This is a genomic window from Sphingomonas sp. RB1R13 (assembly GCF_036663775.1).
GTDB lineage: Bacteria > Pseudomonadota > Alphaproteobacteria > Sphingomonadales > Sphingomonadaceae > Sphingomicrobium.
On the sequence record NZ_JAXOJM010000001.1, the window covers coordinates 985,880 to 1,005,675 of the forward strand.

At 65.1% G+C, this 19,796-nt stretch carries 21 protein-coding genes and 1 pseudogene; 13 read left to right on the forward strand and 9 right to left on the reverse strand.

The window, feature by feature from the left end; translation table 11 throughout:
• The first annotated feature begins 273 nt into the window (after nucleotides 1–273).
• The 10 genes from hemE (at nucleotide 274) to U1700_RS04805 (ending at nucleotide 10,037) form a co-directional block, all read left to right on the forward strand.
• Entirely contained in the window at nucleotides 274–1,326 is a 1,053-nt protein-coding gene (hemE, locus tag U1700_RS04760; protein ID WP_332750593.1) for a uroporphyrinogen decarboxylase, read from the forward strand.
• The gene (locus tag U1700_RS04765) at nucleotides 1,323–1,775 is read left to right on the forward strand and encodes a CopD family protein (protein WP_332750595.1); all 453 of its coding nucleotides are present in this window, start codon (nucleotides 1,323–1,325) and stop codon (nucleotides 1,773–1,775) included. Before hemE ends, U1700_RS04765 begins: the two co-directional genes overlap by 4 nt.
• A 178-nt stretch (nucleotides 1,776–1,953) precedes the next feature.
• Entirely contained in the window at nucleotides 1,954–3,210 is a 1,257-nt protein-coding gene (gene rho, locus U1700_RS04770; protein WP_332750597.1) for a transcription termination factor Rho, read from the forward strand.
• A 67-nt stretch (nucleotides 3,211–3,277) separates the two neighbouring features.
• Nucleotides 3,278–3,937, forward strand: coding sequence for a YjbE family putative metal transport protein (locus U1700_RS04775; RefSeq protein WP_332750599.1), 660 nt, complete (start codon nucleotides 3,278–3,280; stop codon nucleotides 3,935–3,937).
• Nucleotides 3,938–3,991: 54 nt separating this feature from the next.
• On the forward strand, nucleotides 3,992–4,624 hold the full coding sequence (locus U1700_RS04780) for a TerC family protein (protein WP_332750601.1): 633 nt from the start codon (nucleotides 3,992–3,994) through the stop codon (nucleotides 4,622–4,624).
• A gap of 1 nt (nucleotide 4,625) precedes the next feature.
• The gene (gene mnmE, locus U1700_RS04785) at nucleotides 4,626–5,903 is read left to right on the forward strand and encodes a tRNA uridine-5-carboxymethylaminomethyl(34) synthesis GTPase MnmE (protein WP_332750604.1); all 1,278 of its coding nucleotides are present in this window, start codon (nucleotides 4,626–4,628) and stop codon (nucleotides 5,901–5,903) included.
• Between the two features lie 60 nt (nucleotides 5,904–5,963).
• A complete protein-coding gene (mnmG, locus tag U1700_RS04790) occupies nucleotides 5,964–7,766 on the forward strand; it encodes a tRNA uridine-5-carboxymethylaminomethyl(34) synthesis enzyme MnmG (protein WP_332750605.1) in 1,803 nt (600 codons plus the stop codon).
• Nucleotides 7,767–7,834: 68 nt separating this feature from the next.
• Nucleotides 7,835–8,377 carry a 16S rRNA (guanine(527)-N(7))-methyltransferase RsmG gene (rsmG, locus tag U1700_RS04795; RefSeq protein WP_332750607.1) on the forward strand — a complete coding sequence of 181 codons (543 nt, stop codon included), beginning with the start codon at nucleotides 7,835–7,837 and terminating at the stop codon, nucleotides 8,375–8,377.
• The gene (locus U1700_RS04800) at nucleotides 8,374–9,159 is read left to right on the forward strand and encodes a ParA family protein (protein WP_332750609.1); all 786 of its coding nucleotides are present in this window, start codon (nucleotides 8,374–8,376) and stop codon (nucleotides 9,157–9,159) included. Before rsmG ends, U1700_RS04800 begins: the two co-directional genes overlap by 4 nt.
• Nucleotides 9,156–10,037 (forward strand): ParB/RepB/Spo0J family partition protein, encoded by an 882-nt coding sequence (locus tag U1700_RS04805; RefSeq protein WP_332750610.1) that lies wholly within the window; start codon nucleotides 9,156–9,158, stop codon nucleotides 10,035–10,037. The genes U1700_RS04800 and U1700_RS04805 overlap by 4 nt, the downstream gene beginning before the upstream one ends.
• 73 nt (nucleotides 10,038–10,110) lie before the next feature.
• On the opposite strand, the gene U1700_RS04810 is transcribed toward U1700_RS04805, so the two are convergent.
• Genes U1700_RS04810 through U1700_RS04825 form a run of 4 tightly spaced genes read right to left on the reverse strand, consistent with a single transcriptional unit; the run spans nucleotide 10,111 to nucleotide 14,635 of the window.
• Complete coding sequence (locus U1700_RS04810) at nucleotides 10,111–11,124, reverse strand: DNA polymerase III subunit delta (protein ID WP_332750612.1); 1,014 nt, start codon at nucleotides 11,122–11,124, stop codon at nucleotides 10,111–10,113.
• Between the two features lie 7 nt (nucleotides 11,125–11,131).
• Complete coding sequence (lptE, locus tag U1700_RS04815) at nucleotides 11,132–11,671, reverse strand: LPS assembly lipoprotein LptE (RefSeq protein WP_443025874.1); 540 nt, start codon at nucleotides 11,669–11,671, stop codon at nucleotides 11,132–11,134.
• Nucleotides 11,671–14,193, reverse strand: a complete 2,523-nt coding sequence (gene leuS / locus U1700_RS04820) for a leucine--tRNA ligase (protein ID WP_332750613.1) — start codon at nucleotides 14,191–14,193, stop codon at nucleotides 11,671–11,673. The genes lptE and leuS overlap by 1 nt, the downstream gene beginning before the upstream one ends.
• Nucleotides 14,194–14,203: 10 nt before the next feature.
• Nucleotides 14,204–14,635 carry a DUF3576 domain-containing protein gene (locus U1700_RS04825; protein WP_332750615.1) on the reverse strand — a complete coding sequence of 144 codons (432 nt, stop codon included), beginning with the start codon at nucleotides 14,633–14,635 and terminating at the stop codon, nucleotides 14,204–14,206.
• Between the two features lie 230 nt (nucleotides 14,636–14,865).
• Between U1700_RS04825 and U1700_RS04830 the strand changes: the two genes are divergently transcribed.
• Complete coding sequence (locus U1700_RS04830; RefSeq protein WP_332750617.1) at nucleotides 14,866–15,600, forward strand: hypothetical protein; 735 nt, start codon at nucleotides 14,866–14,868, stop codon at nucleotides 15,598–15,600.
• A gap of 33 nt (nucleotides 15,601–15,633) precedes the next feature.
• The gene (locus U1700_RS04835) at nucleotides 15,634–16,287 is read left to right on the forward strand and encodes a YggS family pyridoxal phosphate-dependent enzyme (RefSeq protein ID WP_332750618.1); all 654 of its coding nucleotides are present in this window, start codon (nucleotides 15,634–15,636) and stop codon (nucleotides 16,285–16,287) included.
• Between the two features lie 19 nt (nucleotides 16,288–16,306).
• Here U1700_RS04835 and ribA read toward each other — a convergent pair whose 3' ends face one another.
• The 3 genes from ribA to U1700_RS04850 all read right to left on the reverse strand — a co-directional run bounded on the left by ribA (nucleotide 16,307) and on the right by U1700_RS04850 (nucleotide 18,995).
• A complete protein-coding gene (gene ribA / locus U1700_RS04840) occupies nucleotides 16,307–17,356 on the reverse strand; it encodes a GTP cyclohydrolase II (RefSeq protein WP_332750619.1) in 1,050 nt (349 codons plus the stop codon).
• Nucleotides 17,353–18,144, reverse strand: a complete 792-nt coding sequence (gene xth, locus U1700_RS04845; protein WP_332750621.1) for an exodeoxyribonuclease III — start codon at nucleotides 18,142–18,144, stop codon at nucleotides 17,353–17,355. Before xth ends, ribA begins: the two co-directional genes overlap by 4 nt.
• A gap of 233 nt (nucleotides 18,145–18,377) precedes the next feature.
• Nucleotides 18,378–18,995: a LolA family protein gene (locus tag U1700_RS04850; RefSeq protein ID WP_332750622.1), complete on the reverse strand. Its 618-nt coding sequence runs from the start codon at nucleotides 18,993–18,995 to the stop codon at nucleotides 18,378–18,380.
• 111 nt (nucleotides 18,996–19,106) lie between these two features.
• On the opposite strand from U1700_RS04850, the gene U1700_RS04855 reads away from it, so the two are divergent.
• Nucleotides 19,107–19,304: a hypothetical protein gene (locus tag U1700_RS04855; RefSeq protein WP_332750623.1), complete on the forward strand. Its 198-nt coding sequence runs from the start codon at nucleotides 19,107–19,109 to the stop codon at nucleotides 19,302–19,304.
• A 21-nt stretch (nucleotides 19,305–19,325) separates the two neighbouring features.
• Here the strand turns inward: U1700_RS04855 and U1700_RS15575 are convergent.
• Together U1700_RS15575 and U1700_RS04860 are read right to left on the reverse strand one after the other, a co-directional pair.
• A pseudogene (locus U1700_RS15575) lies at nucleotides 19,326–19,499 on the reverse strand (hypothetical protein); the annotation flags it as partial.
• Complete coding sequence (locus U1700_RS04860; protein WP_332750625.1) at nucleotides 19,486–19,737, reverse strand: hypothetical protein; 252 nt, start codon at nucleotides 19,735–19,737, stop codon at nucleotides 19,486–19,488. The gene U1700_RS04860 and the pseudogene U1700_RS15575, both read right to left, overlap by 14 nt.
• Nucleotides 19,738–19,796: the final 59 nt, after the last annotated feature.

Genomic DNA, 19,796 nt, shown 5'->3' on the forward strand with positions numbered 1-19,796 from the left:
ATGATGTTCCGTAGCGCGATCATGGGGGCGGTCAAACTGGACCGATCGGCGCTTTTTGGCACCCCGCTGACTCCCACCGCCATCCACAGGCCGTGTTGGCCGGGCGCCACGCTGTGGATAATGGGGACGATCAGGAGCGACTCGCGCATCCCCGCTGAGTCGCACCGATGCACGCGCTGTTGGCAAAATCGGGACGCGCCCCTAAACCCCGCGACCCAGCGGCCATCTACTCCTTCATTCTATTTCTAAAGAATCTATAAGATAGGAAGATAAGTGGCGAGCTCGCCTAGTTCGAATGTCACGACCGACAAGCCCCTGCTCGCCGTCCTGCGCGGCGAACGACGCGATCCGCCGCCCTTGTGGATGATGCGCCAGGCCGGCCGCTATTTGCCTGAATATCGCGCGCTCAGGGCAACCAAGGACGGATTTCTGGGCATGGCCTATGATCCCGAAGCCGCAGCAGAAGTCACGCTCCAGCCGCTACGCCGCTTTGCCTTCGACGGCGCAATCCTGTTTTCCGACATCCTCATCGTCCCGCACGCAATCGGCCAGCATCTGGAGTTCGTCGCGGGCGAAGGACCGCGGCTGTCGCCACCGCTGATGAATAGCTCGCTGGAGGCGCTCCAGCCGGCCATGGAGCACCTCGATCCGATTTACGGCACCGTGAGAAGGGTCAAGGCCGCTTTGTCGCCTGAGACGACATTTCTGGGCTTTGCCGGATCGCCCTGGACCGTTGCCACCTACATGGTTGCGGGGCAGGGCAGCCGCGAGCAGTCGGACACCCGCCGGCTGGCCTATCAGGACCCCGCGCGATTCCAGGCAATCATCGAGCGGATCGAGGAAGTCACGCTTCAATATTTGACAGGCCAGGTCGAGGCCGGGGTCGATGCGCTGCAATTGTTCGACAGCTGGTCGGGCAGCCTTGCTCCGGCCGAATTCGAACGCTGGGTCATTGCGCCGACCGCGCGGCTGGTCGCGGCGTTGAAGCAGCGCCACCCGCATATCCCGATCATCGGCTTCCCCAAGGGTGCCGGGGGCAAGCTTGCCGCTTATGCGCGGTTGACCGGGATCGATGCGATCGGGCTCGATGAGACGGTCGATCCGGTGTGGGCCGACGCCGAGCTTCCACCCGGGCTTCCGGTGCAGGGCAATCTCGACCCACTGGCGCTGATCGCCGGGGGCGAGACGCTGCGCCACGCGGTCGAGCGGATCCGCAATGCCTTCCCCACGCGCCCGCACATTTTCAACCTCGGCCACGGAATCCAGCAGGACACGCCGATTGCCCATGTCGAACAGCTCGTCGCGCTGGTAAAGGGAGCCGCATGAGCAATCTCATCGGCTTCCTCGGCAACGCCTATCCCTGGGTCAAGGCGGCGCACGTCACCTTCGTCATCTTCTGGATGGCGGGACTGTTCTTGCTGCCGCGCTTCTATGTCTATCATCATGCGACCAGCCCGGGATCGGTCGAGGATCGCAACTGGATCGAGCGCGAGGCCCGCGTCCGCTCGATCATCCTGACCCCGGCGATGGTCGTGGTGTGGATATTGGGGCTGGCACTGGCGTTCCACATCGGCGCGTTCGGCCAGCATTGGTTCGACGCCAAATTGCTGCTGGTCGTGCTGCTGACGGGTTATCAGGGGTGGCTTGGCGGTTATGGTCGCAAGCTTGCCGACGGAAAGCGCCCGCTCGCCAACAAGACACTGCGATTCTTGAACGAAGTCCCGGGAATTGCCACCGCGCTGATCGTCGTGCTGGTGATTGTGAAGCCATTTTAGGGTCGTTGCCCTTCACAAGGGCGAAACCCGCCCCATATTGACTTGACCAAACCTGCGACCTAGGGCCGAATTATTCGGCCGCGCCGGCTTGTTTCACGAAATCGTTGGTGCGCGCCCCTCCGAGCGGCGTCCTGTCGCGCGACGAATTTCCTTTCAGCTCCGACAATCGAGCCACAATATGCATCTCAAAGACCTCAAGAAAAACACCCCCGCCGAACTCGTCGCCATGGCCGAGGAAATGGGCATCGAGGGGGCATCGACGCTGCGCAAGCAGGATCTGATGTTCTCCATCCTCAAGGTTCGCGCCGAATCGGGCGCTGAAATCATGGGCATGGGTACGATCGAAGTCCTCAACGACGGCTTCGGCTTCCTCCGCAGCCCCGAGGCGAATTATCTCGCCGGCCCCGACGACATCTACGTCGTGCCGCAACTGGTCCGCCGCTTCGGCCTGCGCACCGGCGACACGATCGAGGGCGAGATTCGCGGACCCAAAGATGGCGAGCGCTATTTCGCGCTGACCCGCATTACCCAGATCAACTTCGACGAGCCCGACGCGGTTCGCCACCGGGTCAATTTCGACAATCTGACCCCGCTCTATCCCAATTCCAAGCTGCGCCTCGACACGCTCGATCCGACCGTCAAGGACAAGTCGGCGCGCGTCATCGACATCGTCTCGCCGCAGGGCAAGGGCCAGCGCGCCCTCATCGTCGCCCCCCCGCGCACGGGTAAAACCGTCTTGCTGCAGAACATTGCCAAGGCGATCACCGACAATCATCCCGAGGTGTTCCTGATCGTCTTGCTGATCGACGAGCGCCCCGAGGAAGTCACCGACATGCAGCGCAGCGTGAAGGGCGAGGTCATCTCCTCGACCTTCGACGAGCCCGCCTCGCGCCACGTCCAGGTTGCCGAAATGGTCATCGAGAAGGCCAAGCGGCTGGTCGAGCACAAGAAGGATGTCGTCATCCTGCTCGATTCGATCACCCGCCTCGGCCGGGCCTACAACACCGTCGTGCCATCGTCGGGCAAGGTCCTGACCGGAGGCGTCGATGCCAATGCGCTGCAGCGGCCGAAGCGCTTCTTCGGTGCCGCGCGCAACATCGAGGAAGGCGGATCGCTGTCGATTATCGCCACGGCGCTGATCGATACCGGGTCCAAGATGGACGAGGTCATCTTCGAAGAGTTCAAGGGCACCGGCAACTCCGAAATCGTCCTCGACCGCAAGGTCAGCGACAAGCGCATTTTCCCGAGCCTTGACGTCGGCAAGTCGGGCACCCGCAAGGAAGAGCTGCTGGTCGACCAGGTTACGCTCTCCAAGATGTGGGTGCTGCGCCGGATCCTCATGCAGATGGGCACGATCGACGCGATGCAGTTCCTCCTCGACAAGATGAAGGACGCCAAGTCGAACGAGGACTTCTTCGCGAGCATGAACCAATAGAGCTGAGCCGGCAAATCCGGCACGCTTCATGCGTGTCGGTTTGCCGGTTTCTTGCTAAGGCCCTTCGATGCTCCCGACCCTCAATTTCGCCTCCGCACTGACCCCGACCGGGCTCGCCAGCCTCGGCCAGATCATCCTTGGCGACCTCACCATGGCGGGCGACAATGTCGTCATCATGGGGACGATCGCCTCCGGCCTGCCGGACAAGCAGCGCCGCAAGGTACTCCTCCTCGGCGTCTCGATCGCGCTGGTGTTCCTGATCGGCTTTGCGCTGATCGCGACGCAATTGCTCAAGGTTACCGGACTGCTGTTCGCCGGCGGGCTGCTGCTGCTGTGGGTCGCGTTCAACATGTACCGCGAGCTTCGACCGAAGAAGACGGTGATCGCCGACGATCCCAATACGGCCGCCATCGAGGGTCCGCCGCAAAGCAAATCCTTCCTCAAGGCAGCGATCCAGATCACGCTGGCCGACCTGTCGATGAGCCTCGACAATGTCCTGCTCGTCGCCTCGATCGCGCGCGACAATCCTGCGCTGCTGTTCATCGGGCTGACCTTTTCGGTCCTGCTGATGGGCCTCGCCGCCAATCTCGTCGCCAGGCTCGTCCAGCGTTACCACTGGATCAGCTGGATCGGCTTTGTCGTGATCATCTGGGTCGCGGGCAACATGATCCACGATGGCTGGGTCGGCGACGCCCATATCAAGGGGCTGACCAGCCTGCTGGGTTGATTTCCATGCGCGATGGGGTTTGCATGACGCGGCCTGCTCGCCCATGACGTGGCGATGGATTTTGCCTCGCTGATCACTCCTGCCGCGCTCACTGCGCTGGTCGAGATTCTCCTCATCGACATCGTCCTTGCCGGCGACAATGCGATCGTCGTCGGGGCGCTCGCCGCCGGGCTTCCGACCGACCAGCGCAAAAAGGTCATCGCGATCGGCGTCGCGGCGGCTCTGGTGCTGCGGATCGTTTTCGCGCTGCTCGTGTCGCAACTGCTCCAGATTGTCGGACTCATCCTCGCGGGGGGCTTCCTCCTCCTGTGGGTGGCGTGGAAAATGTACCGCGAGCTGCGCCATGCCACGACAAGCCCGGGTTCGCCCGAGGTCGCGGGCGACGAGCGTAGCGGGGTCAAGCCCGCCAAGACCTTCGCTGCCGCCGCTTGGGGAGTGGCGCTCGCCGACGTCTCGATGAGTCTCGACAATGTCCTCGCAGTGGCGGGCGCAGCGCGCGATCATCCGTGGATCCTCGCCTTCGGGCTCGTCTTTTCGGTCATCCTCATGGGTGTGGCGGCCAACATCATCGCCAAATATATCGAGCGATTCCGCTGGATTGCCTGGGTCGGGCTGGCCGTGATTGTCTATGTCGCAGGCAAGATGATCTGGGAAGGCTGGCACGAAGTCGCTCCCCACCTCGTCTGACATGCGGCCGGGCGACACGATCGTCGCGCTGAGCAGCGGCCGCCCCCCAGCAGCCGTTGCGATCGTCCGGACCAGTGGCCCGATGGCGCACAGCGTTGGCGAGCGGCTGGCGGGGTCGCTTCCTGAGGCACGTTTCGCGGCGTTGCGGATCTTGCATGATCCCCGAGATGGCCAGCCGATCGACTCGGCGCTGGTTATCCGCTTCGATGCACCGCACAGCTCAACGGGTGAAGATATCGTTGAATATCAGTGCCATGGAGGTCGTGCGGTGGTCGCCGCCGTAATTGACGCCTTGACGTCATGCGGACTTCGGCACGCCGAACCGGGGGAATTCACGCGCCGTTCGCTTGGCAATGGCCGGATTGACCTGACCGAGGCCGAGGGGCTGGCCGACCTGCTCGAGGCCGAGACCGAGACCCAGCGTCGCGCCGCGCTTGCCCTCGCCAGCGGTGGCCTGTCGCGTGTGGTTGAACAATGGCAGGGGCGAGTGCTAGCCTTGTCGGCGCAGGCCGAGGCCGCGATCGATTATGTCGGCGACGAGGATGAGACCGCGACCGATACGGCCCGGCTGATCGCCCAGGCTCACCTGCTCGCCGATGAACTCGATGCGTGGCTTGCCCGCCCGCGCGCCGAACCGCTGAAACAGGGAATTCGCGTCGTCATCGCCGGGCCACCCAACGCCGGTAAGTCGAGCCTGATCAATAGCTTGTCCGGAAGTGAGCGCGCCATCGTAACCGATATTGCCGGCACGACGCGGGACACGATCGAAGTCCCGCTGGCGATCGACGGGATGCCTTTTACCCTGGTCGACACTGCTGGGCTGCGCGATTCGGATGATCTCGTCGAACGCCTCGGTGTCGAGCGTGCGCACGGCGAGACGGCGCTCGCCGACATCCTTCTTTGGCTCGGTCACCCCGATGACTGTCCGCCACACTCGCGCGCAGTCCTCATCCGCGCCAAGGCCGATCTTGCGAACAGCGGCGAAGCGCCCGGCCTACCGGTATCCGCGCATACGGGGGCAGGGATGAGTGCCCTGATCATCACGTTGCGAGACACTGGCGCCCAGCTGCTCCCGTCCGATGGCAGTCTGCCCCTCAACCGTCGCCAGGCCGAAGCCATAGCACAGGCGTCCACCTTTCTGCGAAGCGACCCCGCCGACATCGTCCTCCTTGCGGAAACACTTCGCAGCGCCCGGCTTGCGTTTGACCGCCTGACTGGCCGCGCAGGAGTGGAGGACGCGATCGACGCGCTCTTTACGCGCTTCTGCCTCGGCAAATGATGTTCCACGTGAAACATCGCCGCGCTTGTCCGCAGGCCCGTCGGTAGGGTAGGGCGCGGCATGTTCGACGTCATCGTCCTTGGTGGAGGCCACGCCGGCTGCGAGGCGGCGGCGTCAGCGGCGCGGCGAGGCGCGCGCGTCGGACTGGTCACCTTCGACGCCACCAACCTTGGGCAAATGTCGTGCAATCCGTCGATCGGCGGAGTCGGGAAGGGGCACCTCGTCCGCGAACTCGACGTGTTCGATGGTCTCATGGCTGGCGCCGCCGACGAAGCGACCATCCACCGGCGAATGCTGAACCGCAGCAAGGGCAGCGCGGTCTTCGGCCCTCGCGTCCAGGCCGATCGCCCGGCTTACCGTTCAGCCATTTCCAGGATGGTCGACGAGGCAGGGGTCACCAATGTCGAAGGCGAAGTCGCGCGCATGGTCGTCGTCGGCAGCCACATCGTCGGGGTCGATCTTGCGACTGGCGACCATCTTGCTTGTCGGGCACTCGTCATCGCCACCGGAACCTTCCTCGGCGCGACGCTCTTTTGCGGGATGCACCGGGTCGCGGGCGGGCGAGTGGGCGAGCGATCGGCCTTGGGCCTCGCCAACCAGTTTGCCGAGCTTGGCCTTGCCGAAGGACGGCTCAAGACCGGCACCCCGCCGCGCCTCGACGGACGGACGATCGACTGGGCGGTGCTTGAGCGCCAGACGTCGGAGCCTGCTACTTGGTCGATGTCGGCGCTGCGCCCAGCCCGTCGTCTCCCGCAGGTCGATTGTGCCGTGACCCGCACGACCAGCGAAACCCACGCGCTGATCGCCGCGAATTTCGATAAGTCGCCCTTGTTCGCGGGCGTGATCGAGGGGCGGGGTCCGCGCTATTGCCCGTCGATCGAGGACAAGGTCAAACGCTTCGCCGAGCGCGAGTCTCACCAGATTTTCCTGGAACCCGAGGGACTTGGCTCGTCAGACGTCTACCCCAACGGCATCTCGACCTCGCTCCCCGCCGACGTTCAGCAAGCGTTCGTCCGCACCATCCCCGGCCTCGAACGGACCACGATCACCAAGCCCGGCTACGCCGTCGAATATGCCTATTGCGATCCCCGGCGGCTCGATGCCCGGCTCGGCCATGGCGACGTCGAGGGCCTGTTCCTCGCCGGCCAAGTGAATGGCACAACCGGTTACGAGGAGGCCGCGGCGCAGGGACTTGTTGCCGGGCTCAACGCCGCAGCCCACTCGATCGACCTTGCGCCGGTCATCTTCGACCGGGCATCAAGCTATATTGGCGTCATGGTCGACGACCTGACTCTCCATGGCGTCACCGAACCCTATCGAATGATGACCGCCCGCGCCGAATTCCGCCTCCATTTGCGCGCCGACAATGCCATGACCCGCCTCGGCGCCGCCGCGATCGCGGCCTCCTGCATCAGCGATGCACGCCGCAATGCGATCGAGGCGACCGCGCGCGCGATCAAACTCGCGCATGACCGTCTGACTATCCTCGCCCCCGAGCATGAATTGGGCGGTACGGGCGCGGACAAGCGTTCACTTGCCGAGTGGCTCCGCCGTCCCGCTACCCGCCATGCCGCACTCGACCGGCTCGGCCCTCTCGACGACGCGCTCGACGAGGCGATCGCCGATGCCGATTACGCCCCTTATCTCGAACGCCAACGCGCCGAATGGCAATCGCTCGACCGCGACCGCGCGCTGGCCCTTCCAGCGGCCTTCTCCTTCGCTGCGGTCCCGGGTCTTTCGACCGAGATGATCGAACTCCTTTCTGACGCGCGCCCCGCGACAATCGACCAGGCAGCGCGAGTGCGCGGCATAACCCCGGCAGCCCTGTCCGCGCTGCACTTCGCCATCGCCAAAGCCGCGTGATCGATCGACTCGAGCACGTCAGCGGTCGCAGTGTTTCACGTGAAACATTTGGCCGTCTAGAGGCCTATGTGGCGCTTCTGCTCGAGGCATCCGCGACCCATAACCTCATCGCAAAATCGACCGTCGATGAAGTGTGGGAGCGCCACATTATTGATAGTGCTCAACTGCTTAGGTTTGCAGAACCAAGCCGCTCCTGGCTGGACATCGGGGCAGGGGCGGGGCTCCCCGGCATTGTCATCGCGATCCTCGACCCGGGCCCCGTCACCCTGCTCGAACCCCGCCGCCTGCGCGTGGAATTCCTCGCCTCGGTGATTGATCGCCTTGCGCTCGCCAACGTTACGCTCGTCCAGGGCAAGACCACCGTCCTGACCACCAAATATCGCCACATCACTGCCCGCGCGGTTGCCTCCGCCAGCGAGCTCCTCACCATGTCACGCCATTTGTCCCGTCCCGAGACCGTCTGGGTGCTTCCCAAGGGTCGCAATGCGCAGAAGGAACTGGATGAAGTGCGCGGCGCATGGCAGGGTAGCATCCGGCTGGAGCCGAGCCTGACCGACCCTGATGCGTCGATCCTGCTCGCCAGCGGCATCAGGCCGAGGGGAAGACGGTGATCCGGATTGCAATCGCCAATCAAAAAGGTGGGGTCGGCAAGACCACGACCGCGATCAACCTTGCCACCGCGCTCGCCGCGATCGGCTGGAAAGTGCTGCTCGCCGACCTTGATCCGCAGGGCAATGCCTCGACTGGGCTCGGCGTCCCGCAATCGGCGCGCGAGTGGTCGAGTTACGATGTGCTGATGGGAGAGGCGAGCATCGTCGATTCGGTCATCGCGACCAAGGTTCCGCGGTTAGATCTCCTCCCCGCGACGGTCGACCTGTCAGGTGCCGAGGTCGAGATGGTCGGGATGGCGGAACGGACTCACCTCCTCGCCAAGGCGTTCGACGCCGTCCCGCTGGGGCGATGGGATATCTGCCTGATGGACTGTCCGCCGTCCCTCGGGCTGCTCACGGTCAACGCGCTGGTGGCGGCGCAGCAGTTGCTCGTCCCATTGCAGTGTGAGTTTTTTGCGCTCGAAGGCTTGTCGCAACTGTTGCAGACGGTCGAGCGAATTCGCGTCGCCTTCAATCCCGGGCTCGCCATCCTCGGGGTCGCGCTGACCATGTTCGACCGTCGCAACAACCTTAGCCAGGCCGTCTCCGAAGACGTTCGCGCCTGCCTTGGTGTGGCGGTGTTCGACACCGTCGTGCCGCGCAACGTGCGGCTGTCAGAAGCCCCCAGTCACGGGCTTCCCGCCCTCATCTACGACCTCAAATGCCCAGGATCCGAAGCCTATGTTCGATTGGCACGCGAAGTGATCGGCCGCCTCAACCGCACCCCCGCGGTGGCGGCATGAGCCGCCGTCCGGGGCTTGGCCGCGGGCTGTCGGCGCTGATGGGGGAGGCTGCCCGGCCCGAGCCCGAAGAGCCGGCAATTCCCCCGGCTGGCGTCGTCCGCGAGATCTCGATCGGGCTCATATATCCAAACCCGAACCAACCCCGATCACATTTTGATGTGACGTCAATCGACGAACTGGCCGAGAGTATTCGCGAACGCGGGGTCATCTCGCCGATCCTCGTCCGCCCGGTTGACGGCGGCTATCAATTGATCGCCGGCGAGCGTCGCTGGCGCGCGGCGCAGCAGGCCCAGCTCCATTCGATCCCGGCGATGATCAAGGCGATCGACGATGCCTCGTCGGCCGAAATCGCGCTGATCGAGAATATCCAGCGTGAGGACCTCAACGCGATCGAGGAGGCCGAGGGCTACAAGAAGCTGATCGATCGCCACGGCCATACCCAGGACCAGCTCGGCAAGCTCGTTTCCAAGTCGCGCAGCCACGTCGCCAACCTCTTGCGATTGCTGGACCTTCCGAGCGATGTCCGTGACTTGCTGGTCTCCGGCGACATCAGCATGGGCCACGCCCGCGCGATCATCGGGGCGCCCGATGCCTCGGGCCTTGCGCGCGAGATCGTGGCCAACGGGCTGACCGTCCGCCAGGTCGAAGAGCGCGCGCGGGCGTCGAAACCTTCGACGGGCAAGGCCTCATCGGGAAAGCCGCGATCGCCCAAGCCGGTCGACGCCGACCTCGCCGCGCTTGAACGCCAGCTCGGCGACCTGCTCGGGCTCAAGGTCAAGGTTGCGCACAACGGGGCAGGCGGGACGCTCAGCCTGGCCTATTCGACCCTCGACCAGCTCGACATGATTTGCCAGCGGCTCTCAGGCGAAAAGATCTAGGTTAGCCGGTCGTCGGACGAGGGTGCGCACCGCTCGGCGTCGCCCGGCGTGAACCAGCTGCCAAACAAAAAACCTACCTCCGCGCCGCCCGTGCGATCGCGATCAGCTCCTCACCCAGCGCCGCATCCCCCGGCACGCTCGAAAACATCAGCCGCCGCTCGAGCTTGCTGACCCGTTCGGACAAGTGCGCCAGCCGCGCCGCGCTCCATTGCGACAGCAGTCGGTGGAGGATCGCTTTATCCTTCCAGAACAATGCCTTGCCCATTGACGCCAAGACGCCATCGACCCGCTCGCCTTGCTCGACCCGCGCTCGCAGCGGCGCCAGCTGGAGCACCCGCCGCTGCAACGACCGGACGATCGGCACCACTTCGGACGCACCCGGGGACAGCCGCTGCAGCGCATCGCCAAGCTCGCTGATTCGCCCGTCGAGCGCCAGGTCGCCGATCCGCATCCAGTCGCTCTCGGCACTGCCGGCGCCAAGCCGGTCGAGCGTCGCGCCATCCAGCTCGCACATCGTGTCGGGCGTCGCTCCCAGATAGAGCGCATATTTGGCGAGTTCCGAGGCGATGATCGCTTGATTGGCGCCCGCCGCGACCGCCACCCGGGTCGCAATCTCGCCGCTCATCCGCAAGCCCTCCGCGCGCGCCAGTTCGAGCACGATCCGGTCGGCGTCGCGCCCCTCGGGCAGATAGGACGCATGCGCCAGCGCTCGCGGATGGGCTTCGGCCAGCTTCAACAGCGCCGAACTCTTCTTGAGTGCCCCCGAAATCGCGATCGCGACGCTCTCGACAGCGGTCGCCGACAACAGCCCCGCGACTCCTTCGGCAATCTCGTCCCCGGCGGGCTCAATCCACAACAGTCGGGTGTCGCCGAACAGCCCCATCGCCGCCGCCTCGTCGGCGAGCAGTCCGGGGTCGCCGCGTAGCGATCCCGCCGTCACCAGAAACCGCTCGGCGCCGAGCGACTTCAGCAGCCGCTGCGCCAGCGCGTTCGACCCGGCATCGTCGGGGCCATGAAATAGATAGAATCGAATCGCCGGGTCGGGCCGGTCGAGCGCGCCGGGGAAACTTCCCTTGGCGACCTTCATCGCGCGGTCACGGGCGCGGCGGCGTGACGGTCATGATGCGCGCGATTCGCCCGACGATCTGGTCGGCGACGATCTGGCTCAGCCGTTCGGCGGCGCTTTGCTCGGCGGCAACGGTGGCATATTCGGAGGAGACGACGTCGATCCCCTCGTCCGATCCGGCAGTGGCGTCGACCAGCACCGCGCCACTTGCCCGATCGACCAGCCGATAGCGCGCGCGCAGGGTCCGCCGTTCGCGAGTGGTCGCCGCATCGCCGCGAATACCAAAACCGGTCAGCGTATCGTCGAGCTCGACCTCGAGCCGGTAGGTCGCGCCGGGATGCTCGCCGCCTAGCCGGTCGACCAGCGCATTGCGGGTCAGCCAGCCCGACCGTTGCGGAATCGGCGCCACCTCGATCGAGCGAAGTCCGGTCGCCGCGGGACCGCTTTCGCCCCCTGCGTAGAGGGGGTGCAAGCCACAGCCGCCGAGCGGCAGCGAAAGGGCGGCCAACAAAAACGCGCCGAGCGAGGCGGACATTTTATGGGCAACGGGAAGGGGGCGGTCCTTCATCATGCGACGATATTGACCAGCCGGTCGGGAACGACAATCACTTTGCGCGGGGCCGCGCCGTCCATCGCGCGGATGACCTTGTCCGACGCCAGCGCCAGCGCCTCGACCGCATCCCGGTCCATCCCGCGCGCGATCGTGATCGTGTCGCGCAGCTTGCCGTTGACCTGGACCGCGATGGTCACTTCGTCGTCGACCAGCAGCGCCGGATTGAAGGTCGGCCACGCCGCGTCGGACACCAGCCCGCCGTGCCCCAGCAGCGCCCAGCTTTCCTCGGCCAGATGCGGCGCCATCGGCGAGATGAGGCGAACGAGCTTGGCGATCGCGTCATCGCGGCTGGCCGAAGGCTTGGCCTTCTCGAGCGCCCCGACCAGCTCGTAAACCGCCGCAATCGCCTTGTTGAACGCCAACCCGTCGATCGCCGCACCCACGGCCGAAATGGTGCGCGCGAGACGTTTGTCGATCGCCGGGTCCGATCCCTCGTTCGTCCCGACCGACCCGACCAGCCGCCAGACCCGCTGCACGAACCGCGCCGCGCCCTCGATGCTCGCTTCGGACCATTCCAGGTCGCGCTCGGGGGGCGAATCGGACAGCATGAACCAGCGCACCGCGTCGGCGCCATAACGGTCGACGATCGGCTCGGGGTCGACGACATTCTTCTTCGACTTGGACATTTTCTCGATCCGGCCGCGGATCGCTGCCGTCCCCGTCGCAAGCTCGGTCATCGTCCCGCCCGCGCCATCGGCCACCTCGTCCGGGCCCAGCCAGCGCCCGTCGAGCGACTTGTATGTCTCGTGAGTCACCATCCCTTGGGTGAACAGTCCCTTGAACGGTTCGGTCATGCCGATCTTGCCGATCCGGTTGAGCGCCCGCGTCCAGAATCGCGCATAGAGCAGGTGCAGGATCGCATGTTCCACCCCACCGATATATTGCGCGACGGGCAACCATTGCTCGGCCTCGGCGCGGTCGAACGGCTGGTCCTTGGGCTGGCTGGCGAAGCGGATGAAATACCAGGACGAATTGACGAACGTGTCGAGCGTGTCGGTCTCGCGCCGCGCTGCCGCACCGCACGACGGGCAGGGGACATCGCGCCACGTCGGGTGACGGTCGAGCGGGTTGCCGGGAACGTCGAAACTGACATCCTCGGGCAGGATGATCGGCAACTGGTCGCGCGGAACGCCGACCGGCCCGCACCCGGCGCAATGGACCACCGGGATCGGCGTTCCCCAGTAGCGCTGCCGCGACACGCCCCAGTCGCGCAGCCGATACTGGATCGTGCCCGTGCCCCAGCCGCCAGCCTCGGCGCGGCGGATCACTTCGTCAATCGCCTCCTCGCTCGACAGGCCGTCGAGGAAGTCCGAGTGGACGGCGACTCCATAACCGCTCTCGGGCTCGTCGACCGACGCCTCGGGGTCGCCCCCCTGGGGGATGACGACGCGGCGGATCGGCAGGTCATACTTGGTCGCGAATTCGAAATCGCGGGCGTCGTGCGCGGGCACCCCGAACAGCGCCCCGGTGCCATAATCCATGAGGACAAAATTGGCGATCCAGACGGGCAGGCGGCGCGTCGGGTCGAGCGGATGGATCACTTCCAGCCCGGTGTCAAAGCCGCGCTTTTCCGCCGTTTCTATCTCGGCCGCGGTCGTCCCGCCGGTGCGGCATTCGTCGATGAACTTGCGCGCACCACCGTGTCCGAGCGCCACGCCTTGGGCGATCGGATGACCCGCCGAGACCGCCACGAAACTCGCCCCGAAGATTGTGTCGGGCCGCGTCGTGAACACATCGATCTGGCTCATGCCCGCGGCGGCAGGATCGGCCAGCGCGAAGCTGAACTTCAGCCCCTGGCTCCGCCCGATCCAATTCTCCTGCATCAGCCGGACCTTGTCGGGCCACTGGTCGAGCGTCCCCAGCCCGTCGATCAATTCCTCGGCGAAGTCGGTGATCTTGAGGAACCACTGGTTTAGCTTGCGCCGCTCGACCAGCGCCCCCGATCGCCAGCCGCGCCCGTCGATGACCTGCTCATTGGCCAGCACGGTCGCGTCGACCGGGTCCCAGTTGACCTCGCTCTCCTTGCGATAGACCAGCCCGGCTTCCATCAGGTCGAGGAACAGCGCCTGCTCATGCCCGTAATAATCGGGCTCGCACGTCGCCAGCTCGCGGCTCCAGTCGAGAGCAAAGCCCAGCCGTTTCAACTGATCGCGCATCGTCGCGATATTCGCGCGCGTCCAGCCGCCGGGGTGAACCCCCTTTTCCATCGCGGCATTTTCGGCCGGCATGCCGAACGCGTCCCAGCCCATCGGATGGAGGACTTCGAACCCCTGCATCCGCCGGAACCGCGCCAGCACGTCGCCCATCGTGTAGTTGCGAACATGCCCCATGTGGATTCGCCCCGAAGGGTAGGGAAACATTTCGAGGACGAAAGTCTTGGGCTTGGACGAAGCCGAATCGGCAGTGAAGCTCCCCGCCTCGGCCCAGCGCGCCTGCCAGCGCGCGTCGGCCGCCGCAGGGTCGAAGCGGTCAATCATGATCGATCTTTTAGCCGCCGACGGCGGAGCGGCGCAGGTCGCGGGCGCGGGTCAGGATGATGTCTTCCAGCTTCTGCACGGTGGCGGCCGAAACCGGGGCGTCGACCCAGGCGCCGTTCTGATTGACTTGGCGCGAGGCGGCGACGCGCAGCGCATCGGCGCGCAAATCCTGGTCGAGGATCGAGGCGGTGATCTTGACCCGCTCGCCGGGGGCCTTGGCGGTCGAATACCAGTCGGTGACGATCACCCCGCCGTTCGAATCGGCCTGGGTCAGCGGGGCGAACGACAGCGTGTCGACCGCGGCGCGCCACAGATAGGCGTTGACCCCGATGGTCGTCATCCGTGACGGCGCCAGCGTCGTCGGCAGGCGGCGATCACGCGCGCACCCGCCGAGCGCAAGGCCAGCCAGGAGAAGAAGGGTCAGCGGAGCGAAACGGCGCATGGAAAAGTCCTCAACGGGGCGGCGAAAGGCCGCGGACGACAGGCGGCGCGGCCGTGGGGCCGCAGATCAATATCATGCCGTGTAGCAGAGGGGTCGGCAGCCGCAAGCACGCTCGTATCGTCCCATAGCGGAGCAGCTTTGTGCCTAATGCGCCACAGCGCCCGCCGAAACGGACTCAGCGGTAGAAGAATTTGGATCCCAAGCCTATATCTGGGAATTGGAGGATCATGGTGCACCCGAAGGCCGAGTCGAAAACGCTTCGCAATGCTGCCGTTGCAGCCGCGCTGGCGCTCGCCTTGACCCCGGCGGCGCTTCTGGCGCGTGGCGATTCGGCCCGGCGCGCGCCGCCCGCAATTGCGTTCAGCATCGATCGCCTGACCAACTTCACCCCCGCTGGCGCCGATCCCCGGCTGGCCGCAGCCTTCGCCAGCCGCGCGCCCGCAGCAAGCGATTTCAACTTCACTCCGGCCGCTGCGCATGGCCGCCCGGCCCAGCTGCGCGTTGCCATCCGCGCCCGCGCCAGTGGCGCGACCTCGATCCGCGCCAGTGACAGCGTTGGCCGCTCGATGAGCGACTCGCCGATTGCGCTGGTCCCGGCGACGTACAACCTCGGGGTCGCCGTCGGCTGGCGTCGCTTTGCCGTGTCGGGTGACCTGGCCAAGGTTGCCGGTGCGGGTTCGCCCGTCGGTGGCCGTGAAAGCGCCGCGCTGGCGCTGTCCTATAATCTGAAGCGCTTTACCGGCCGCGTCGCGGTCGATGCCGATCGTGGTGACAACAGCCAGGTCCCGGCGCTGACCCGCAAGGATAATGTCGCGCTCGACCTCGGCGGGGCCTACTCGCTGACCCGCAACCTCGCGGTCACCGGCGGGGTCCGCTATAAAGTCGAGCGTGACCGCGTTGCCGCGCTCGCCGACCAGCGGCGTGACAGCCAGGCGGTCTATGTCGGAACCGCGCTCAAATTCTGATCGCCGCTGGCTGTAACTGAAAGTGCCGATGTGATGAGTATGGCGACCGATCGGCGCTCGACCATTCTCGACTCGATCGCGGCCGCCGCGCGGCTGGCGAAGCGCGATCCGGCCGACGTCCAGCTGATCGCCGTTACCAAGACGCATCCGGCCAGCGAGATCGAACCGCTGATCGCCGCCGGGCAGCGCGATTTCGGCGAAAGCCGGGTCCAGGAAGCGCAGGACAAATGGCCCGCCCTTCGTGCCGCGCATGCCGACCTTCGCCTCCACTGCATCGGCCGCTTGCAATCGAACAAGGCTGCCGACGCGGTCGCGCTGTTCGACACGATCCATTCGCTCGACCGCGTCTCGCTGCTCGACGCGCTGGTTGCCGCCGCCACTGCCTCGGGTCGCGTCCCGTCCGTCTATGTCCAGGTGAATATCGGCGACGAACCGCAAAAGGGCGGGGTCCCGCTCGACAACCTCCCGGCGTTTCTCGATCGCGTTCGCGCCTCGCCCTTGCCACTCATCGGCCTGATGGCGATCCCGCCACTCGGCCCCCAGCCCGGCCCCTATTTCGCCCTCCTCGCCAAGCTCGCCAAACGCCATGACGTCACTGGCCTCAGCATGGGCATGTCGAGCGATTACCCGACTGCGATCATGCTCGGCGCCACCGCAGTTCGGGTCGGGACAGCATTTTTCGACTGACGGGCCGGCGCACTTCTCACTAAAGATGCCCGCTGCGGTCCTGCTTGGTCGAAATATAATCGGCGTTGTGGGGGTTGGTCGGCAAATGATGCGCGACGCGCTCGACGACCTTGATCCCGGCCGCCTCGAGCCCGGCAATCTTTTTCGGATTATTGGTCAGCAGCCGCACCGCGTCGATCCCCAGTGCGCGCAGCATCGCCGCCGCCATGCCATAGTCGCGCGCATCGTCGGCAAAGCCCAGCCGGCGGTTGGCGTCGACCGTGTCGAGCCCGCGATCCTGAAGCTGGTAGGCGCGGATCTTGTTGGCCAGGCCGATCCCGCGCCCCTCCTGCCGCAGATAGAGCAATACCCCGCCGCCCTCGGCCTCGATCAGCCGCAGCGCCTCATGCAACTGCGGGCCGCAATCGCATTTGAGGCTGCCGAACACATCTCCCGTCAGGCATTCGCTGTGCAGCCGGACCAGCGGCGGCTTGCCCCCGAACGCACCGATGATCAGCGCGACATGCTCGTCGCCATTGGCGGCGTCGCGAAAGGCAACGATCTGGCTGTCGCTGATCCCCGCCAGCGGCAACTTCGCGCGCGCCAGCACCACCGCATCCTGGGTCGTCGCCAGCGCATCCTGGGTCGTGATTTGCACATCCTGGGTCGTGTTTCCGCCCCCGCTGTCAGGCAACCACCACAACGCCGGAAGCAGCCCCGATCTTCCCGATATGGCAATTGCGGCGCGGCCGATCTCCGCTTCTTCGCGGGTCATCGCGACGGGCTCGAGCGGACCGATCGGGCCGCGCGAATAGTCGTTGGCAGGGTCGGCCAGCGCCATCGCGCTCGTCCGGTCGAGCCACGCACTTCGTGCCAGCAGGACCGGCCGCGCGGCGTCAGCGGCGTTGGCCTGGTTCGCGAGGCCAAGCGCGGCGGCGCGGGCCCCGCTGATCAGCAGCCGTGCCTCGCCGCGCGGGTCGACAAGCTCGATCATCGCCGACGAGCCGGTCTCCAATGACAGGAAACCAGCGTTTTCAATCCCGATCGGACGCCCGCCCCGAAGCGCGGCGATCGCCCGGGCAACGCTCAAAGCGCCAGCTCGACGACCAGCGGGACATGGTCCGACGGCTTCTCCCACCCGCGCACTGGTTCGAGCACGCTATGCCCTGTCGCCTGCCCGGCAAGCTGCGGCGAGACCCACATATGGTCGAGCCGCCGCCCGCGATCGCTCGCCGCCCAGTCGCTCGCGCGATAGCTCCACCAGGTGAAATTGCGCGCCGGCGCGGGGATGAATTGGCGCCCCAAATCGACCCAGCCATGCGCCGCTTGAAGCCGTCCCAGCGCCTCGATCTCGATCGGCGTATGACTGACCACATCGACCAGTGCCTTGTGACTCCACACATCGCAGTCGAGCGGCGCAATGTTGAAATCACCCACTATCAAAGTCGGCTCAGCCAACTTCTCGGACCATTTTGTCATCCGCTCGAGAAAGTCGAGCTTCTGACCGAACTTGGGATTGAGCGTCCGGTCGGGGATGTCGCCGCCGGCCGGAATATAGACATTTTCGATCCGCAGCCCGCAGTCCAGCCGCGCCCCGACATGCCGCGCTTCGCCATTGTCCTGCCAGTCGTGGCGCAGGTCGTCATGCAGCGGCAACTTCGACACGATCGCCACGCCATGATGCATTTTCTGCCCGTTGAGCAGTTGGTGGCGATAGCCAAGGCGATGGAACAGCTCGGCTGGGAAAACCGAATCCATCGCCTTGGTTTCCTGCAGGCACAAGATGTCGGGCGCTTCCTCGCACAGCAGCCGCTCGACGATCCCGGCGCGGGCACGAACCGAATTAATGTTCCACGAGGCGATCTTAAGCTTGGTCACGGGTGTCCGTTATCTGTTTGCGAAGAACGGCACTACCACAAATAAAAGGCCCCCGCTCCGGGGGCATGGAGCGAGGGCCGACCAAGCGTATTTCGTCACGCAAGGCGATCGCTGGCACCGGGAGTAACAGGGGGAAACCCCTGGCCGCTCAGCGATCTTGTTAACCTTTAGGCGCGCGTCCCTGTCGGAGCGATGAACGAGTAGTCAGAAAAGACGCTTTTTCGCCCGATCCATTACTTGCGGCGCTTCTGCGGCTCGGCGAAGGTGAAGGCGGCGTCCGCCACGGGGACGTTATAGCGCTGCTGGTCAAGCTTGATCGTGGTCTTCTTGTTCTGCGCGTCGATCGCCGTCCAGCCTTCCAGCTGGAGCCCGCCGGGCGCGCCCGGGGATTTTACGAACGCCATGATCATCGTCCCGAATTCAGGGCGGCGAGCATCGCGCAGGCGGACCAGCACGACCCGCGGATCCTGCGTCGGCATCGAATGGGCGATGCGGCCAAGGTCGGGATTGCTCGACAGCAGCGGCGCCAGCGGCGACTTGGCAATTGGCCAGCGGTTCTTCTGGCCGACGTCATAATCAATGAAATAAAGGCTCGCCCCGTCAGCGACCATCAGCATGTTGGCGCCCGCACCATAATCGAACCGCGCCTTGCCCGGGCGCTTGAGGACCAGCTTGCCGCTCAGCTGCTGGCCCTTGCCATTGGTCTGGACGAAGGTCGCGGTCATGGAACCGGTCGCAGCCAGGCTGCGCTGGACCTGGTCGACCCCGGCATCGGCCGCAACGGCGGGCGCGGCGACCGCGATCAGGGCGATCGGCGCGGCGAGGCGCGCAAAGTGGCTCGAAAAGGACATGTCGGTCTCCGAAAGAAGGATTTGGCCGGACACTGGCCTCGACCCATTGAATGCCCGCTGAACCCGCGCGTTCCGATCCGTTCAGCTCCGGCCAAACTGCAGGAGGCATCGGTGGTCACGCGTCATCCTAAGGTCGCACTGGCGCAGGATGTCCATTCCAATCAGGATCTGGAATTGAAAGGCATTGCGCAGCTCGAAGCCTACGACTTCTTCAAAGACAAACGGAAAAGCTGGCGCGCTGTCCGTGCTGTCGGGCTGGAGGGCCACTCGAAACCAGTAATGCTCTACCTGGCTTTCACTGTGCGCTGAGGCGATAGGCCGCTTTCCACGACCAACCAAACCCAACGATTCCGCTAGTTGCCGAGTGATCCCACTGGACGTTGATCCCGTATCTAGAAGCGCAACATCAGTTACGCCTGTAAGGTCGGTCGTTGGCGCCGGAGGGAGGATTGTTACCCTGAAAAGCGGCTGACGCCCGTTGTGCCGCCAGCTAACCTCCGACATGTGACCAGAAACCGAGATCAATCGGTTCGTCCGTCACTTCCTGAATTGAGAAAATCTCGTCATCGAAGCGTTCCATCCCGGCGCGATGTGCGTCGCCCGGCTCATCGAAGTAAGCGACAACCTTGCCATCGCGCATCAGTGCTAGCTGGTTCCGATGCTCGGGTAGAATATTGCCGAGCATGCGGACAAACGCATCATAGTTACGGTCGACTTCGACGTTTTGGCGCTCACGATCCATCATCGCCTCCCTTCGGGCAGTAACGTTCGTAACACATCAGGATTCAGTCGTGAATCCCC

What these genes read in the sequence shown, in the direction of transcription:
- leuS (WP_332750613.1), bottom strand. Translation starts at nt 14,193, where the DNA reads ATGATTGACCGCTTCGACCCTGCGGCGGCCGACGCGCGCTGGCAGGCG.
- mnmG (WP_332750605.1), top strand. Translation starts at nt 5,964, where the DNA reads ATGTTCGACGTCATCGTCCTTGGTGGAGGCCACGCCGGCTGCGAGGCG.
- U1700_RS04765 (WP_332750595.1), top strand. Translation starts at nt 1,323, where the DNA reads ATGAGCAATCTCATCGGCTTCCTCGGCAACGCCTATCCCTGGGTCAAG.
- U1700_RS04850 (WP_332750622.1), bottom strand. Translation starts at nt 18,995, where the DNA reads ATGTCCTTTTCGAGCCACTTTGCGCGCCTCGCCGCGCCGATCGCCCTG.
- U1700_RS04780 (WP_332750601.1), top strand. Translation starts at nt 3,992, where the DNA reads ATGGATTTTGCCTCGCTGATCACTCCTGCCGCGCTCACTGCGCTGGTC.
- U1700_RS04825 (WP_332750615.1), bottom strand. Translation starts at nt 14,635, where the DNA reads ATGCGCCGTTTCGCTCCGCTGACCCTTCTTCTCCTGGCTGGCCTTGCG.
- U1700_RS04835 (WP_332750618.1), top strand. Translation starts at nt 15,634, where the DNA reads ATGAGTATGGCGACCGATCGGCGCTCGACCATTCTCGACTCGATCGCG.
- U1700_RS04810 (WP_332750612.1), bottom strand. Translation starts at nt 11,124, where the DNA reads ATGAAGGTCGCCAAGGGAAGTTTCCCCGGCGCGCTCGACCGGCCCGAC.
- mnmE (WP_332750604.1), top strand. Translation starts at nt 4,626, where the DNA reads ATGCGGCCGGGCGACACGATCGTCGCGCTGAGCAGCGGCCGCCCCCCA.
- U1700_RS04860 (WP_332750625.1), bottom strand. Translation starts at nt 19,737, where the DNA reads ATGGATCGTGAGCGCCAAAACGTCGAAGTCGACCGTAACTATGATGCG.
- U1700_RS04775 (WP_332750599.1), top strand. Translation starts at nt 3,278, where the DNA reads ATGCTCCCGACCCTCAATTTCGCCTCCGCACTGACCCCGACCGGGCTC.
- rho (WP_332750597.1), top strand. Translation starts at nt 1,954, where the DNA reads ATGCATCTCAAAGACCTCAAGAAAAACACCCCCGCCGAACTCGTCGCC.
- U1700_RS04805 (WP_332750610.1), top strand. Translation starts at nt 9,156, where the DNA reads ATGAGCCGCCGTCCGGGGCTTGGCCGCGGGCTGTCGGCGCTGATGGGG.
- lptE (WP_443025874.1), bottom strand. Translation starts at nt 11,671, where the DNA reads ATGAAGGACCGCCCCCTTCCCGTTGCCCATAAAATGTCCGCCTCGCTC.